This is a genomic window from Aquimarina litoralis (genome assembly GCF_039523995.1).
Classification (GTDB): Bacteria; Bacteroidota; Bacteroidia; order Flavobacteriales; family Flavobacteriaceae; genus Aquimarina; species Aquimarina litoralis.
The window spans coordinates 991,109-1,007,911 of record NZ_BAAAGE010000002.1; the positions used below are offsets into that span (position 1 = coordinate 991,109).

19 protein-coding genes are annotated in these 16,803 nt (G+C 33.8%); all 19 read right to left on the reverse strand.

All coding sequences use genetic code 11. The annotated features are described in order from the left end of the window. Position 1 precedes the first annotated feature (1 nt). The 19 genes from ABD077_RS13415 to flxA all read right to left on the reverse strand — a co-directional run bounded on the left by ABD077_RS13415 (position 2) and on the right by flxA (position 16,756). Positions 2-1,066: a beta-ketoacyl synthase chain length factor gene (locus ABD077_RS13415; protein WP_343912800.1), complete on the reverse strand. Its 1,065-nt coding sequence runs from the start codon at positions 1,064-1,066 to the stop codon at positions 2-4. Next, the gene (locus ABD077_RS13420) at positions 1,066-2,262 is read right to left on the reverse strand and encodes a beta-ketoacyl-[acyl-carrier-protein] synthase family protein (RefSeq protein WP_343912801.1); all 1,197 of its coding nucleotides are present in this window, start codon (positions 2,260-2,262) and stop codon (positions 1,066-1,068) included. The genes ABD077_RS13415 and ABD077_RS13420 overlap by 1 nt, the downstream gene beginning before the upstream one ends. A gap of 1 nt (position 2,263) precedes the next feature. Next, complete coding sequence (locus tag ABD077_RS13425) at positions 2,264-2,521, reverse strand: phosphopantetheine-binding protein (protein ID WP_299600498.1); 258 nt, start codon at positions 2,519-2,521, stop codon at positions 2,264-2,266. A 2-nt stretch (positions 2,522-2,523) separates the two neighbouring features. Continuing rightward, on the reverse strand, positions 2,524-3,132 hold the full coding sequence (locus ABD077_RS13430; protein WP_343912802.1) for a 3-oxoacyl-ACP synthase: 609 nt from the start codon (positions 3,130-3,132) through the stop codon (positions 2,524-2,526). A gap of 5 nt (positions 3,133-3,137) precedes the next feature. Beyond that, on the reverse strand, positions 3,138-4,280 hold the full coding sequence (locus ABD077_RS13435) for a beta-ketoacyl-[acyl-carrier-protein] synthase family protein (RefSeq protein ID WP_343912803.1): 1,143 nt from the start codon (positions 4,278-4,280) through the stop codon (positions 3,138-3,140). Beyond that, positions 4,277-4,723, reverse strand: coding sequence for an acyl-CoA thioesterase (locus ABD077_RS13440; protein ID WP_299600491.1), 447 nt, complete (start codon positions 4,721-4,723; stop codon positions 4,277-4,279). The genes ABD077_RS13435 and ABD077_RS13440 overlap by 4 nt, the downstream gene beginning before the upstream one ends. Further along, on the reverse strand, positions 4,701-5,993 hold the full coding sequence (locus tag ABD077_RS13445; RefSeq protein ID WP_343912804.1) for an ABC transporter permease: 1,293 nt from the start codon (positions 5,991-5,993) through the stop codon (positions 4,701-4,703). The genes ABD077_RS13440 and ABD077_RS13445 overlap by 23 nt, the downstream gene beginning before the upstream one ends. Continuing rightward, positions 5,986-6,744, reverse strand: coding sequence for an ABC transporter ATP-binding protein (locus tag ABD077_RS13450; RefSeq protein WP_343912805.1), 759 nt, complete (start codon positions 6,742-6,744; stop codon positions 5,986-5,988). Before ABD077_RS13450 ends, ABD077_RS13445 begins: the two co-directional genes overlap by 8 nt. 7 nt (positions 6,745-6,751) lie before the next feature. Next, the gene (darH, locus tag ABD077_RS13455; protein ID WP_343912806.1) at positions 6,752-7,750 is read right to left on the reverse strand and encodes a BtrH-related acyltransferase DarH; all 999 of its coding nucleotides are present in this window, start codon (positions 7,748-7,750) and stop codon (positions 6,752-6,754) included. After that, positions 7,747-8,148, reverse strand: a complete 402-nt coding sequence (DarG, locus tag ABD077_RS13460; RefSeq protein WP_343912807.1) for a flexirubin biosynthesis protein DarG — start codon at positions 8,146-8,148, stop codon at positions 7,747-7,749. The genes darH and DarG overlap by 4 nt, the downstream gene beginning before the upstream one ends. A gap of 36 nt (positions 8,149-8,184) precedes the next feature. Beyond that, a complete protein-coding gene (locus tag ABD077_RS13465) occupies positions 8,185-8,643 on the reverse strand; it encodes a hotdog family protein (protein WP_343912808.1) in 459 nt (152 codons plus the stop codon). Then, on the reverse strand, positions 8,643-9,776 hold the full coding sequence (darB, locus tag ABD077_RS13470; RefSeq protein WP_343912809.1) for a dialkylresorcinol biosynthesis protein DarB: 1,134 nt from the start codon (positions 9,774-9,776) through the stop codon (positions 8,643-8,645). Before darB ends, ABD077_RS13465 begins: the two co-directional genes overlap by 1 nt. Before the next feature lie 12 nt (positions 9,777-9,788). Beyond that, the gene (locus ABD077_RS13475) at positions 9,789-10,712 is read right to left on the reverse strand and encodes an NADPH-dependent FMN reductase family protein (protein WP_343912810.1); all 924 of its coding nucleotides are present in this window, start codon (positions 10,710-10,712) and stop codon (positions 9,789-9,791) included. A 3-nt stretch (positions 10,713-10,715) separates the two neighbouring features. Then, positions 10,716-11,606 (reverse strand): lysophospholipid acyltransferase family protein, encoded by an 891-nt coding sequence (locus ABD077_RS13480; RefSeq protein WP_343912811.1) that lies wholly within the window; start codon positions 11,604-11,606, stop codon positions 10,716-10,718. Between the two features lie 9 nt (positions 11,607-11,615). Continuing rightward, a complete protein-coding gene (locus ABD077_RS13485) occupies positions 11,616-11,861 on the reverse strand; it encodes a phosphopantetheine-binding protein (RefSeq protein ID WP_027392758.1) in 246 nt (81 codons plus the stop codon). Between the two features lie 26 nt (positions 11,862-11,887). Next, the gene (locus ABD077_RS13490) at positions 11,888-13,111 is read right to left on the reverse strand and encodes a beta-ketoacyl-[acyl-carrier-protein] synthase family protein (RefSeq protein ID WP_343912812.1); all 1,224 of its coding nucleotides are present in this window, start codon (positions 13,109-13,111) and stop codon (positions 11,888-11,890) included. A gap of 3 nt (positions 13,112-13,114) precedes the next feature. After that, positions 13,115-13,846, reverse strand: coding sequence for a flexirubin biosynthesis SDR family reductase FlxB (gene flxB, locus ABD077_RS13495; protein WP_343912813.1), 732 nt, complete (start codon positions 13,844-13,846; stop codon positions 13,115-13,117). Between the two features lie 140 nt (positions 13,847-13,986). After that, the gene (locus ABD077_RS13500) at positions 13,987-15,126 is read right to left on the reverse strand and encodes a WG repeat-containing protein (RefSeq protein ID WP_343912814.1); all 1,140 of its coding nucleotides are present in this window, start codon (positions 15,124-15,126) and stop codon (positions 13,987-13,989) included. Between the two features lie 100 nt (positions 15,127-15,226). Beyond that, complete coding sequence (gene flxA / locus ABD077_RS13505) at positions 15,227-16,756, reverse strand: flexirubin biosynthesis tyrosine ammonia-lyase FlxA (RefSeq protein ID WP_343912815.1); 1,530 nt, start codon at positions 16,754-16,756, stop codon at positions 15,227-15,229. Positions 16,757-16,803: the final 47 nt, after the last annotated feature.

The window sequence follows — 16,803 nt, forward strand, 5'->3', positions numbered from 1 at the left end:
ATTAGCATCTTTGCAATAAAGCAATACTATGGTTTTTTCCAAGGTATTGATTGTATAGAAGTACTGTATCATACTTCTTAGCGGTAGTTGAATTAACCTTTAAAATAGCCGGAACAGTATTCTTCTCAAAAATCTTACATCCAAGCCAAAAGCCAAAACTAGAAGCCACTGGATAATCTCCTATTAAATGCTTATAGCATAATTGCTCAGTTTCAGAAAAAAGAGAGGTCTGTAAATTTCTATAATAATGATCATAATCGACATCACCATTATTCCCAAGAATTACAGCATCAACATCCTTTATAGAAATACCTTGTCTACCTAAGAACGTCTCAATATGTTTCTCTGCTTCTTCGCTACTTGCCTTACTAATAGTTTCAATATCTACAATTTTAGCACAACTGGTATCCGTTTTCTTGCTTCCAAGCATCATAAAAGTTGCTCCTTCGCTATGAACTGTACCTCCTGTTTTAGAATCCAGAAGATTAATTACATCTATATCATCCTCCTTAATCTGCCCATCTAATTTATGTAATAAGGTAGAATTCTTTGCTACTTCATCGATACCTCCAACCAATATGTTCTTTTCAGGCTCTTCCAATAACATAAGCTGCGCATCTATAAGAGAAGATTCAAATGAAGCAGCTCCTTGTACATAAGTTAGATTGTATGCTTTACATCCTAAACCAAGTGCTACCTGTCCACCAACAGTATTGTGAGTAGACTGAATAAACAATGTTGGCGTTAGAAATTGCTCATCATCATATAAGATCTTTTCAAGAAACTTTTCAGAATCTTGTTTACACCCCATTCCCGTTCCTGTTATAATAGCATCAGGCATTTCGACACCAGAATTATTTAAAGCTATAGAAGCAGCAGTAACTCCCATTTTTACAGACTTAGACATACGTCTCATTGCTGCTGGCTTTATAAACTCTTTATAATTCGGATCGTGAGCTTTAAAAATTGATGTATTATGAGAAATTATTTCTTCTAAAAATTCATCCGCATTTGTGGTAGGTTGCGCCGAAATATTAGCGATACCGTTTATGTAGCACTCTCCCATTATTTAGTAAAAATTAAAGTAGAACAATTTCCTCCAAAACCGAATGAATTAGAAAGAATTGTGTTTAATTCCTTTGAAAGCAATTCAGTTTGTGGAACCAAAGAAAACTCTTGCATCTTAGTCTTAAAATTCAAATTTGGAAAAATTAAATTCTCGCGAAGAGACAATAAAGAATATACAGCTTCTACAGAACCTGCAGCTGCTAGCGTATGACCCGTAAATGCTTTAGTAGAACTAAAAACAGGTGTATTATCTTCTCCAAAAATTCTAGTCATAGCAACACCTTCTGACAAGTCATTATTTGGTGTAGCTGTTCCATGTGCATTTACATAATCTATCTCTTTCGGTTCTAAACCAGCAATCTTTAATGCCTTTTTCATGGCCAAATAGGCTCCTTCTCCGTTCGAGGAAGAAGCAGTTTGATGGTAAGCATCATTTGCGTTTGCCCATCCAGCTACTCTACCGAGAATTTTTTTATTTTCTTTTTCTACAATTTCTTCACTCTCTAGCACTAAAAATGCTGCAGCTTCTCCTAAATTAAGACCTTTTCTATTGTCATCAAAAGGAGTACATTCTTCATCTGATAAAATCATTAATGTTCCAAAACCATTAATCGTAAACTTTGATAAAGCATCTGTTCCTCCTACAATCATTCTATCAATCTTACCAGCTTTGATCATACGTGCTCCCAACATGATTGCATTAGCCGCAGAGGAACACGCCGTACTAATAGTAGAAACATAACCATTTATCCCTAAATAGTTAGAAACGGATTGTGTAGTATACCCAGCATGTTGCGCTTTAATGAACCTTCTATTCTCTTCGGATTCTGGATATTGAAGATAGAACTTTTCTGTTGTATCCATTCCTCCTACACTCGTTCCTGAGATAAGACCTGTTCGGTATTCGCTAATATCAGAAATTTGGGCGTCTACCAAAGCTTCTTTTGCTGCAATTGCGCCAAGCATTGCTGTTCTGGAAAAACTATTCAAAGGATTTAATCCAAGTTCTTTTATAAGATCTTCATTGGTTTTTTTAATCTCGCCAACCATGATATCGTTTTTATGACGAGTTTCAATTAGATCTATTCTAGAAATTCCGTGAGAAACAGATTTTAAAGCATTTAAATTTTCTTCTACGTTATTCCCAATAGAAGAAATTATTCCCATACCAGTTATGGCAACGCCTTTATTCATATTACTTTGTACGATGTTTTGAAATATAATCAGCCATTACATTAATCGACTCGAAAATAGCCTTTCCTTCTTTAGGATCTTTTAATTTAATCCCGTAATCTTTTTCTAATAAAACTATTAATTCTAATGCATCGATTGAGTCTAAACCAAGGCCATCACCAAAAAGAGGATCGTCATCTCCAATTTCACTTACTTCTACATCCTCAAGGCTTAATTGCTCTATTATCTTTTCTTTTAGCTCTTCTTGTAATTCAGCCATAATTATTGATTGTATAAATTATTTAATTCTTTTTTTGTTAGCTCTTTTCTACCTTTTTTTGAAAGAAAAGCCAAAAATACGTCATATTTATCATTATCCAAATCAACCCAACCACAAATAACATTGCTTGCTTTTCCTGTTTGAAGTAAGGCTTTAGAATAATTAGCAATAAACTCTGGGTCAAACTGTTCTGACACAAAAAACGCGTTTTCACTTTTTAGTTTATTTTTTATGCTTATTTCACCCATAATGATATTGGGCAATGTATATACAAACACAGCTGGAGAAGGATAAAAATTGGCTCTATCATCGATACTAACTTGGTGTTTTCTATCAGTATCCAAACTAGAAGCTCTATTGGACAATACCAAAGCAGTATCCTGATCAATATTTTCTAATTGACTTATAAGTACTTCTGTTGCCAAAAAACCTAGTTTACACAATTCATCCATTTTATGAAACTTAGGATATTTTAAATCCAGAGACTTATAGAGACCTTTTGCAAAATCTTTAATACTATCCGATGCTACATCTGAATAAATTTCTTCTCCATTTTTAAAGACTTTATTATTTCGTAGCGAACAAAAATCTGATATGTAAAATTTTTCCATGTTCACTATGCTAATTTTTCTATGATTAAAGCTACATTACATCCTCCAAAACCGGAAGCTGTTTTTAAAACTCTAGTCAACTCTTTAGTTTCATTTTTTGTAATCACATTAACAGGTTGCGAGACTCCCAACTCTTCAAAACCTACAGATGCAATTAACACATTATGAAGTAGGCAATGTCTTGCTATAATACTCTCTATTAATGCAGATGCCCCCAATGTATGACCATAATATCCTTTCAAACTATTAAGAGGAACCTCTTGCAGACCTGCTCGATTAAATGCAATCGCTTCCATTTCATCATTAAACGGTGTTGCTGTTCCGTGGGCGGTAATGTAATCAATCTGTTGACTTTCCAAATTAGCTTCTTTTAACGCTTTCGTTATGCTGATATACAAACCTTCACCTGTTCTTGATGGGCCTGAAATATGATTCGCATCATTGGCCGAAGCATCTCCTGATATACTAATTGCTTCTCCATTTATTTTCTTTTTATCCGCGCTTAACCAAGCTGAAGCTGCTGCTTCTCCCAAACTGATCCCAGTTCTGTTTTTACAAAAAGGTTTACAAGGAGCCGAACTAACTGCTTGAAAAGAGAAGAATCCTGAAAGTGTAAATTCAGATAACAAATCTCCTCCAATAACAATAACATCATCATATAGTTGCGCCTGAATCATTCTTTTTCCTATTGCCAATGCCAAACCACCCGAAATACAAGCATTCGATAGTACTTTTGGCGTTTGGTCTAAATTAAAATAACCTTGAATTGTTTTAGCAATACTAGCTAGATAGGCTTTATCATTCTGTTCTTCTTTTATTTGACCTATGTTACCTTTAGTAGTCGAAATCACTATTCCACATCGGGAAATATCTAGTGAAGGATTATTGGATATAAGTTTAGAAACAGATAAAATCATCATCTTTTCTAACTTGGAATAATTTCCATTCTTATCATTAGAAATCAGGTTCCATGCTTCATGTAGCTTATCATTATCCACTACTGAACCGTAAAAGGGTGCAGACCAGATGTCATTATTTTTTACCTCTTTAATTCCAATATTATTTTTACGAAGATTTTGGAAATTTTCTTGTGTTGAAAAACCAAGAGGAGAAATAATACTATCGTCGACTAGATACACTTTTCTCATAGTAAACCAACTTTACGTTTCCAATCAAGAAAAAATTCTGGAATACTCAAAGACATATTCCCATCCATATCCAAAAAGACTTGAGTAGTTTCACCAACACACACAAGCTCTTTCCTTTGGTTATAGACATTATATCTAAAAATCATTTTCGCTGCAGGACTATCCACATATATGGTTTCTACTGTAGCTACATCACCATATTTAAGAGGTAATTTATGATCACAATTAGAGTTTACAATTGGAGTTACATAGTTATTATCTTTTACATGTAAATAAGAAATACCATGATTCCTTCCAAAAGCTTCTCTCCCTTCTTCAAAATATGTTATATAAATACCATGCCACACAATACTTAAAGGATCACAGTCGTTAAACCTGACTCTTACCTCATGTACGTGTTTTATATCTGTAACAACCTCTTTAGACCGTTTTTTTCTTTTCATAGTATAATATAGCAATTACGATAGTACTAATAAAAAATACAATAAGCAAACCAATCTCTGGAAGAATATCCTTCAGACTTCCTTTTCGTAAGAAACAATCATAGAAAGCCTCTAATCCCCAATTCATTGGAGATACTTTAGCGATCATTTGCATTGTATCCGGCATCGCAAAAACAGGTACCCAAACACCTCCTATTGCCGCCAACAACACTACTAAAACAGCTCCAAATGGTGCCGCCTGTTCGTGTGAATTAAATACTGTTCCTAATAAAATTCCAAGACCAATTGCTGCTAAACCTGAACTTAATGCCACTAAATACAACAACCCTAAATGATCTCCTAAATCCAAAACAGGTAATCCTAATTTTGGAAAAACAAAAATCCCTAACAACAAAATCAGGGTGAATTGTAATAAACTAACCAATAAGAATAAAAATGCTTTACCAGCAATAATAGTACCGTATTTTGCAGGAGTTGTTTGTAATCTTATAAATGTACCTTGTCCTTTTTCATGCACCAAATTTAGCGACAAAGGCAAAATCATAAAAAAGATAGCGAACAAGGTCCAAGCAGGTATATTGTGTTGTACTGAATTTGGAAGAACAGATTTTCCTGACAAGGATGGATTAATTTGATCGTATTTCACAAAATTATCTCTATTAAAAGATTTTAAGCTTTCGGATTCCCCTAATTCTTTTTCAAAAGCTTCATAAATCGATCTAGTTTCTATACTTGCTACCAGCTTATCCACTGCGAATATAACTGAGCTTCTAAAAGTTTCTTGAGTAATCGGATCAAAATAAAGTTTAACAACTTTGTTAGAGGGCACCTTTTCATTGATCGGAGGTACTTTTAAGGAATCCTCTGTACCTTCGAACTCTTCAAGTATTTTGGTGATATTCTTATCTATTTGCTTTTGTAATTCAATACTCAACCCTTCTGGTATAACTACCGCCAGCTGATACTCACCAGCAGCAACAAGTTGTTTTGCAGTTTCCTCAGTCAAAGGAGTTTCTCCAATCTTAGAAATAGGATCTAAAAATTCTATATCCGAAAAACTCTTTTGAATCTCATTGGATAACTTTCCTTGATCCTTGTCTACTAATAATATATCTATAGAATTACTAGAAACGGATTTAAATGTTGCATCCTGAATTAGTGTTATGGTTATCACTAAAATAATCGGCATAATAAAGAGGATAACTAACCCTCCAGGATCTCGAAGCAGAAGTAAAAACTCTTTTTTTATGGATGCTAAAAACCTATGCATAATCTCTAAGTTCTCTTCCTGTTAATTCAATAAAAACATCTTCTAGATTACGTGCATCTTTTGTTTCGGAAATAAGCTTGGCAGGTGTGTTCTCTGCAATTATCTTACCTGAGTCAATGATGCCCACCAATGAACATAGATCCTGAGCTTCTCTTAGATGATGCGAAGTATAAATAATTGTAGTTCCCACATCATTAAGCTCTTTTAATTTGGTAGTAATTGCTTGCTTTGACTGCACATCCACACCAACAGTAGGTTCGTCTAAAAACAAAAGTTTAGGATCGTGAAGTATTCCTGCTATTAAATTCACTCTTCTTTTCATACCACCAGAAAATGTTTTAATTTTTTTATCTGCAAATGGTAAAAGTCCCAATGCTTCTAAATGAGAAGAAATAATTGGTTTCAATTGGGCTTTCGTCATTCCGAACATACTCCCAAAATAGAATAAATTCTCTCTAGCAGTTAATTTAGGATATAAAGCATATTCTTGCGGAACAACACCTATTTCTTTCTGAATTTCTTTGGTTTCTTGTTTTAAATCTTTACCAAAAATTGAAACGTCTCCAGATGATGGCTTTATAAGACCACACAAAATAGATATTAATGTAGTTTTACCAGCTCCATTCGGCCCTAATAAGCCATAGACCTCTCCGCTTTTGATTTCAAGATTCACATTATCTAAAGAAAGAAAAGTAGCTCCTTTATACTGTTTGGATATATTTTTTATTTGAATAAGAGGATTTTGATCCATCTCACAACTATTTAATTGCTCTCTTAAGATCTAAAAAGAAAGCTCTCTCTGCTAATCCAATTGCATCTAGTTTATCTGCAATTTTATTATATGCATCAGTTTCCCTACTTCTGTTTTTATATAATCTAGAAGCGTCAATAGCAAAATCTCTCCATTGATCTCCTATAGCGGTCATTTCTACAGATAACTCGGCTAATTTCGGATTCTCCATAATTACAGAAGCCTCTTGTAAAAAAGCAGCAAAAATAAATCTAAAACCTCCACCACCAGTTCCTATTTCTTCTTGCATACGTACTAACTGACCAAGATAATGATTGGTTTTTTTAACTCCTATTTTATCAGGCCATTTACGAATACGCTTCGCAACATATCTTATTCCTCGAAACCCTACAAGTGGTACCGGAGCTAACATATGCCTATATGCTTGTTTAATTCCTTTTGTTATCGCTTTTTTAAGATCTACATCATTTGGTAATTCTGTAGGATAGTAGATATGCCCTTTTGGAGCAAACGGACCTTTAGCAAAACGTACTTTTTCTAATTCTTTTGCAGACAGCGTAGTTACCTGAGGCATCACTGGATCACTTATCAAATAATCGCCTCCATCCTTTCCATACACTACTAAATTATGTGCATTAAAATGAAAACGATACTCATCAGGAAAGTAAGTAAGATTGTACACTCCAACCTGTAATCCGACAGGATTATTTTTTGACAATTCTGCATCTAATGTTTGCTGCGCCTTCTCTTTAGAATTAAATTTATGTCTCTTAATTTTAAAGCCTAATCTTTTACTTACTCTAGAAAAGATAAATCCGGGAACAGGTCTAAAACTGAACATTGGTGCAAAATTCACCTTAATAAATGGTATATATATAAAAAAGACTCCAGAAGCTATCCCAAATACCATAGGCTCACTTACTTTAAGTCCGTTATAATTTAACAAATTCGAAACCACTCCATTTTCGCAATGAGCAGATTGATTGTGTTCAAAGTTTATTTTCAAATCTTTGGATTTTTAAGTTCTTCTAAGGAAATCTCGAAAGCTTCTGCGTATTTTTTTAGTGTTTTATCACTCATTTTTTTAAAAGTTTTTGCTTTCAAATGTCTTTTCACCTTCCACTGCCAGATACCAACATAACCAGATAACACCACTACATCCATACGTTGGGATTCCATATAAAAAGCAATTGGGCTAAGCTCTCCTTCTTTTATTTTTTGAATTGTTTCTTGTAGCTGTTCCTCGATTAAATCTAAAGATTCGTTTAAAGCAATGGTCTTTGCTTCCCAACCAGAACTAAGTGCTTTACCGTATTTACCATCCTTATCTACAGCATATACTACTTCTTTCATATCTGTATGAGAGAAACAACTTTCATCCTGAGGTACTTCTTCTTTTTTCATACTTATTTAGATTTAAAAGTTTCTAAAAACGTAAGATCATTGCGAATCCACAATAATTGTCTTCATCTCTGAAGATGCTAGCAAATTACCTTCTATATCTTTTACTTCGATTTTCACCAAAGACACTAACATAATTTCAGCAATAATTTCTACTGTAGTAATCAACTCTGTACCAACCTTAGGCAGCTCATGGATTGTAGCGTGTTTTATAGATCCTATAAAACCTGTTTTAGGTTTGCCATCTTTGCCCTTTTTAATATAACCTCTATACCCTCTGTGCAAGGCTATGCTTTGTGCCATGTTCTCAATTAAACCTCCTTCTGTAAAATATCCATTATTAGAAAGAATATTGGTTTCAGAAATTTTATACCCAGACACAACTTTATCAGGATCAAAATAAAGCAACTTGTCAATCATTACAAAAGGATCCTTTTGTGGGATTAATTTTTTAATTAAATCAATATCTGTGATTTCCTCCTGTAATTGATTATTCATTAGCAAACTGTTAGTAGAATATGAAAATACGAAAAACGACCACTTTCTGGCACAAGCAATAATATTTTTTCACCTTTTTTTAACTTCCCTGAATTTTTCAATTCATCCACCATTAAATAAATAGATGCCGAACCTACATTACCAACGTCCTTTAAATTTGTGAACCACTTTTTTTTGTCAATACCAACACCTTGTTCCTTCATTTCATCATCCAATTTATCTTCAAAATAAAACGATGACATATGTGGTAAAAAATAATCTACATCATTTATATCTAAATCATTTTTCGTAATTGCATCTTTAAGACTAAGAATAGCTTTTTTAACAACGTGCTCATCCAATACTTTCACATCTTGCTTCAAAGAAAAGATAGAGTCATTAAGCCAATCCTTAGGTGTATAATCAGTCCATGGTTTTAGAGAACCATCTTCCTGTTTTTCTCCTCCTGCATACATACATGCCTCTAGTTCATAAGCGTATGAATATGCTTGCATCCAATCAATTCGTAAAGAAAGATCATCACCTGGTTCTGATTCTAATAAAAATGCACCCGCACCATCAGATAACATCCATCTTAGAAAATCTTTTTTAAAACCGATCACTGGAGTTTCTTCCAGACTTTTAAGATTTTCTATCTCCTCATTATATTTTTGCGATTGCATCCAACTAGATGAGCGTTCGGACCCTGTACATATCGCATTATTGGTATTACCGGATTTTACAGAAAGAAAACCATATTTTAACGCACTCATTCCTGAACAACAAACCCCTGAAGCAGAATTGAGCTCAATACTTTCGGTATCCAATAATCCATGTACCATAGAAGCGTGTGAAGGCAATAAATTATCCGGTCCTGTAGTCCCACAAGAAAGCAATTCTATTTGCTTTTCGGTAAAACCGTCCTTACATAAACTTTTAACAGCCTCTTTGGTAAGTTCTGCATTATTATGAGTTACATTACCTTCATTATCTACTGCATAATATCTTTGCTTAATACCATTATTTCTTAGCACTATCCGCCTAGCTCTTGAAGGTTGATCATCAATCATACCTAGTCTCTTTTCCATTTCATCATTCGAGACTGGCTCATTTGGCAAGAAATGCCCTGTTTTTGTTATGTAAACGTTCTTCATAAAAGTGGTTACCTACCTTAATCTTACTGATTGATAATATTTAATATCCTTTTTTATACGTACATAAAAAGGTACATAAGTCAACAAAAATATAATAAAAACTATAGGTACAAAAACCCAAATAGCAAATTGTAGATAATACTGGAAAAAGTTTAACCATTTTTGTCTCCTTTCTGGAGATTTCAACCCTACTTTATAGATATGAGCTGACCACTTACTAAATATATGATTTCCAGATTTATCTGATCGTATTAAAAAAGGTTTTATTGCAACTGCTCCTTCATTTACCAAATCCTTTTGCAGTTGTTCATAATTTTCTCCGAAAAGATGTTTTTTTATAATAATTCCAAATTTATCCGCTTCGTTAATATCTTTATCAGAAACACCAGGTTTTGGAAAAACACCTAAGTACTTTGTTTTTTTACCACCCATCATCCAATGAACAATGGTTATTACACTAACATGATTCCAATGTCGATCTACGAAAGCAACATTACCTACCAATTTAGCTTTACAATCTACCAACAGTCTTTTAACCTTTTCCTGGGTTAAAATCCACATGTTTCTAGATCCATTGACGGTAATTACAGGTGTATCTCTCAACAAAATCTTTGCATCATCTCCCTTCAAAAATGAATTGATCGGAATAGAAGGTGAAAGATACCACACAGTATACCCTAAAATGATTAGGTCATATTTTTTATTCTTAATTTCATCAGGAATAGGAATATTTGGCTTTGGTATTTGCAAATACGATTCCGGAAACACTTGAAGAAAATCTTTCTTATTCCATGGAAATTGGTAAGGTTCTTCAGGGCAAATTTGCTGTACCGTAACCGAACAATTCTTATCTTTTTCCAGTGGGCTTATCAAATTTGATAATATATCTCCAAGCTGCCCACTTTGGCTATAATATAACACCAGTATATTTTTCATATGTTAGGTATTAATATCTTCCCAATAGTCGTAATAATTAAACCATTGTAATGGGTATTTCTTAAGCATGATTTCTGTATACCGTATATACTCTTTTAATACATGACTAGGTTTTACTGAAGCTTCAGTAAATTCTGGTTCTCGAGCATACAGGTTATATTCTTTACCTTTTCCTTTCATTATATACATAAAAAGGATAGGTTTCTTTTTACGTGCGGCTAGTTTATAAGGTCCGGAAGGAAATTTTACCGGCTTCCCTAGAAATTCTTGTTCTATAAACTGAATACCTTCCACATATCTATCTGCAGCAAAAACGATAACTTCTCCATTAGACAATACCTCATTCATTTCGAAAATATGAGACATATCTTCCTTTATTACAATAAATTTCATGGTAGTATCTGTAGAAACAGCTCCGACAAATTGTTTGATTTGCTCATTTTCTTGATCGGTAACAATCAAATTCACACCAGTATCTGTCATATCAAACTCGTCAAAAAAATATCGAGCAATATTAAAACTTCCAACATGACCACTAAAAACAACACCTCCTTCTTTGCGTTCTAATAATCTCTGAATTTTTTCTCTACCATCATATGTGAAGCTAAACTTATCCTTAAGTCCAAAGGAAATAGCAGTTCTATCGATAAGCGTTTGCCCAAAAACAAAATAATTTTTGTAAACACTAATGATCGACTTTAAAGTAGATTGACCAAGTCTTTTATTAAAGAAGTAAAAACTTGATTTTGTAGAAGAAAAAGAAAAGACCAAATAATATGCAGCTACAAATACCAAAACAGTATATGCAGCGTTCAGCCCAAAATTCTTAATGAAAAATATAAAAATTTTATAGCCTAAAGGCGTACCTTTAGCTTTACCTTCCCATTGGGCCATTGTGGTCTTTTAAATATTGACTTTACGCTCTATTAAATCATAAAAATCTTGGAAGCTTTCTACACCCACAAAGTCATCACCAACTAACTTTACTCCAAAAGTAGCTTCTATAGCTACAACAAGATCAACATAATCTAAACTATCTAAATCTAAGGTTTCTTTAAGGTTTGCTTCAGGAGCTATCTCATCTGCTTCAACCTCGAATTCTTCAATCAAAAAGTCATCAACTTTTTCGACAATTACACTTGTTTCCATCATCTTTCTAGTAATTTTTTTCTATCCTAAATCTTTTTAATTACGATTGCAGAATTTGTGCCCCCAAATCCAAATGAATTCGACAAAAATACATCAATTTTTTTATCTATCGTTTCTTTTACCAAATTTAACTTTGTAGAATCCTCATCTGGTTCTTCCAAATTAATATTAGGTGCTATAAACGAATTATTCAACATAATTAAAGAGTATATAATCTCACTTGCTCCAGCCATCCAACATTCATGTCCTGTCATGGATTTTGTTGAACTTACATAAGGTTTAGATTCCCCAAAAACCTCATTAATAGCCTTTGCTTCGTTTGCATCACCAATCGGAGTTGATGTTGCATGCGCATTTACATAATCTATATTTTCTGGCTTTATATTTGCCTGATCCACTGCTCTTTTCATTGCCCTTGCAGGCCCCTCTTGATTTGGAGTAGAAATATGATCTCCGTTAGAAGAAAAACCATACCCAACTACTTCTCCTAAAATCGTAGCACCTCTTTTCATCGCGCTTTCATATGTCTCCATAAAAAGAGCTGCCCCTCCTCCACTTGGCACCAAGCCATCTCGGTTACTATCAAAGGGTCTCGAAGCTTTTGTAGGGTTTTGTTCGTTTACCGAAAAAACTCCTAAACCATCAAAACTTCCAAAAGCGTAATCATTTATTTCCTGAGCTCCACCACAAAGCACATAGTCCTGAAGTCCTTGTTTAATTAACAAATACCCCATTCCAACGGAATGTGATCCACTTGCACATGCTGCACTAATGGTAAAATTAACTCCCTTCAGCTTGAAAACCGTCGAAAGATTCATAGTTACCGTAGAGTTCATAGATTTAAAGACTCCTCCAGAACCAACTAATGTAGTATCCTTTTTGATTCTTATCTTATCTATCGCTTCCATCACAGACTCTGCTGTACTATCGTTACCAAACAGCACTCCTATTTCTTCATTATCCAAAAACTCCTGATCTACTCCCGCTTGATCAAACGCTTGCTTCGTAGCTATATAAGCATATTCAGATTCAGAACCAAAACTCACTCTTTGCCGTCTACTTAACTCTTTTTTTAGGTTAGGTTTTGGAACGGTTCCTGTTAATGCAGATCGGTATCCAAATTCTTTGCGTGATGGCTCGTAAATAATACCCGATCTTCCTTGGTACAAGGACTCTTTTACTTCATCAACATTTGTACCAATACAAGAATAAATTCCCATTCCAGTAATAACTACTCTTCGCGTACTCATCTTCTATGAATAAATTCCTCCGTTAATATTTACTACTTCCCCTGTGATATATGCTGCTTTTTTAGATGCCAAAAAAGTTACCAGATCTGCAACTTCTTCTGCTTCACCAAAACGATTTACAGGAATCATTCTTTTTAACTCCTTTTCATCCATTTCTGCGGTCATATCCGTTTTAATAAAACCTGGAGCAACTGCATTCACAGTAATTTTTCGTTTAGCTACTTCCTGAGCTAATGCTTTTGTAGCAGCAACTAAAGCTCCCTTAGCGGCTGAGTAATTAGCCTGACCTGCAGTTCCTTTTACTCCTGACACAGAAACTACATTTACGATACGTCCGTATCTATTTGTCAACATTTTTTGTATCAGATGATTTGTCACATTGTAAAAACCGTTTAAGCTAATATTTAAAACATCATGCCAATCTTCTGGTTTCATCCACATAAACAAACCATCTCTAGTAATACCTGCATTATTTACTATAATTTCTATGGTTGCTTCAGGATTTTCCGCAATCCAAGCATCTAGAACTTTATGAGTATTTTCCCTTTCTGCAACATTAAATTTTAATAATGTACATTTTCCTCCTTCATCTTCAATTAACTTTTTAGTTTCATTCGCAGCAGCATCGTTTGACTGATAATTGATTAAAACTGGATACTCCAATTCTTTTGCTAGTTTTACTGCGATTGCTCTTCCAATTCCTCTGGATCCACCAGTAACGAGGGCGTATTTCATTTACATATTTGGTTTTAAGATCAAATAATTATTGAAATTTCATAAAACAACAATTATTCCAAATTAAGATATAATTAACAATATTAAAAAATTCCCAACAACTTTAACAATCGTCTAAGGTTGTTGGGATGCTAGAAATTCTATTTCACAGTTACAAAAGGCTCTGCATTTTCAAACCATTTCCCTCCTAATAACTTCCCATCTGGAGTTAAAAAACCCCATTTTTTTTCATACTTAACCCTTGCTAAGCCATCGACAAATCCTTTTTGAGGAACTCTACCCGATAGAAATCCAAAACTTCCAGCTGTAATCCCATACTTTGTCTCTATAACTAGGTCCCCTTTTGCATTTATAAATCCCCAATCCTCAATTTTCACAGGAGCCATCCCGTTTTCATCAAAATAATCAACATCATCATATTTGTTTTCAACAACTACTTTTCCATTAGTATCAATAAAGCCCCATTTGTTACCATCAAAAACTCCTGCATGTCCATTTTGAAAAGCTTTTGCCTTTACAAACTGTGGTTCTATAACCCATTTTCCTGATTTATCTATAAAACCATATTTTTCATCCTTCATGGCTATGGTGTACTTTCCTCCTTCTCTAAAGTCCCAAATTTTAGTTGCACCTTCTACTGCATTAAATGATGATGATGAAGCTATTCCAAAATTATCTTCACCTTTCTCTGCCCTTGCGACACCATTCCTATAATTGCCAATTGAAGTATATTCTGCTTTAATAACAATATTACCTTTGTTATCTATGATACCCCAATTTCCTGACTGATCTGCAAAACGAGCATAACCATCCTGAAAACCTTTTATTATTTTATATTCAGGTTTAACAATCACCTCTCCTTTAGAGTTCATTAAACCCACTTTTTTATCCTCTCTAACAAAAGCAACACCTTCTTTAAACGGATATATTTTTTCGGCATCTGAATATCCTAACTCCTTGCCCTCTTTATTGATATACATCCACTTTTTATCTTTAAGAACCATCGCTACTCCACTATTAAAGTCTTTTGCTTTACTAAATTGAGGTTCTAAAAGCCATGTCCCATCAGGAAGTATATACCCCCATTTTTTTCCGTCTAAAACTAAAGCAACACCATCTGCAAAACTATTTGCTTTTTTAAATTGTGGCGTTATTACGAATTCAGCTTTTTTATCTATGTACCCGAACTTTCCATTTTCTCGAACTTTTGCCAGTTCCTGAGAGAATATTGTTTGTAAACCAAATACTAATGCTACTGTAATTAAAAATGCTTTTTTCATTATTTTATATTTAAGGTTTATTTTTTAGTACAAATAAAAAAGCATAGGTTAACATGCTTTTTTCTTTATGGTAAAATATATTAAATATTAATGAAATAAATTAATATGCATTATTTTCTTTTAGGAAGTCTTTAACTTGCTGTACAAAGGGGTATGTAATATAGTCCTTATCAAATGGAGGAACTATAGCTTTGATATCTTTTACCAGTTTTTGTGTTCTACTTGAAAGTTTGTCCCCAAAATCTAGATACTCCAATGCCTGTACAATAGTCATCAATTCTATCGCAAGTACTTCAAAAGTGTTTTCTATAACCGTTTTAGTCATATTAGCAGCATTTGTACCCATGCTCACAATATCCTGATTGTCATTATTGTTAGGGATACTATGCACATACATAGAGTTAGAAAGCGTTTGATTTTCTGCTGTTGTAGAAACCGCTGTAAACTGAATACCCTGCATTCCAAAATTAAACCCTAACTTTCCTAAGTTAGCAAAAGGCGGTAAGATATCATTTAGTTTAGAATTTAATAAATAGTTTAATTGGCGTTCTGCCAACATAGAAAGTTTTGTAACTACCAATTTTAACTTATCCATTTCCAAAGACACATAATCTCCATGAAAATTACCTCCATGATACACATGCTCTTTATCTACATCGATAATTGGATTATCATTAGCAGAATTTAATTCTTCGATTAAAATTCTCCCTACATGCTTAATAGTATCACAAACTGGCCCTAAGATTTGTGGAACACATCTGAGCGAATAATACTCTTGTACTTTCTCTTTGAAATACGTATCTCCATTCTGACCAGAGTATAAATGCTCTGTACGATCTCTTGTAAGCTTACTATCTGATAGATGTTCTCTCATCATTCGAGCCACATCCTGCTGTCCTAAATGTAATTTGCTATGATTAAGCTCTTCAGACAAATGATCATCATAAGCTTGAACTATTTCATTGATTGCTGAAGAACATACTATAGACCAATCCAACAATTTCTGAGCGTTGATTACATTAACAATACCAATACCGGTCATCGCAGAAGTACCATTCATTAATGCTAACCCTTCTCTAATCTTTACTTCAATAGGCTTTAGTCCTAGCTCTTTAAAAACATCTTCTGTGTTTCGTCTTTCTCCTTTGTAAAAAACTTCTCCTTCTCCAATCAACACCAGTGCTAAATGCGCTAACTGCACCAAATCTCCACTCGCACCTACTCCTCCGTGATCAAAAATCAAAGGCGTAACATCATGATTGATCAAATCTTTCAATCCATTAATCACTGTTGTATTCACACCTGATTTTCCTAAGGATAACGTGTTTAGTCTTGCTAGCATCAATGCCTTAACGTAGGCTGGCTCCATAGGTTTTCCAGTTCCTGATGAGTGACTTCTGATTAAGTTAAACTGTAATTCTATCCTATCCCTATCATCAATTTTATATTGAGCCATAGGACCAAATCCAGTATTAACACCATAAATAACTTTATTTTCAGAAAATTTCTCTAAAAAATTATAGCTATCCTCCACTCTTTTTACAATGGATTCATCTATCGTAACCTTTTCTTCGTTAAAAATTACGCTTAGGAAATCTTTAATTTCTAACCTTTCTTTTGATATTAGCATTCGCGATTTAGTAAGTTTTTTCCAATATTTGTAAAAAAATTCAAGTT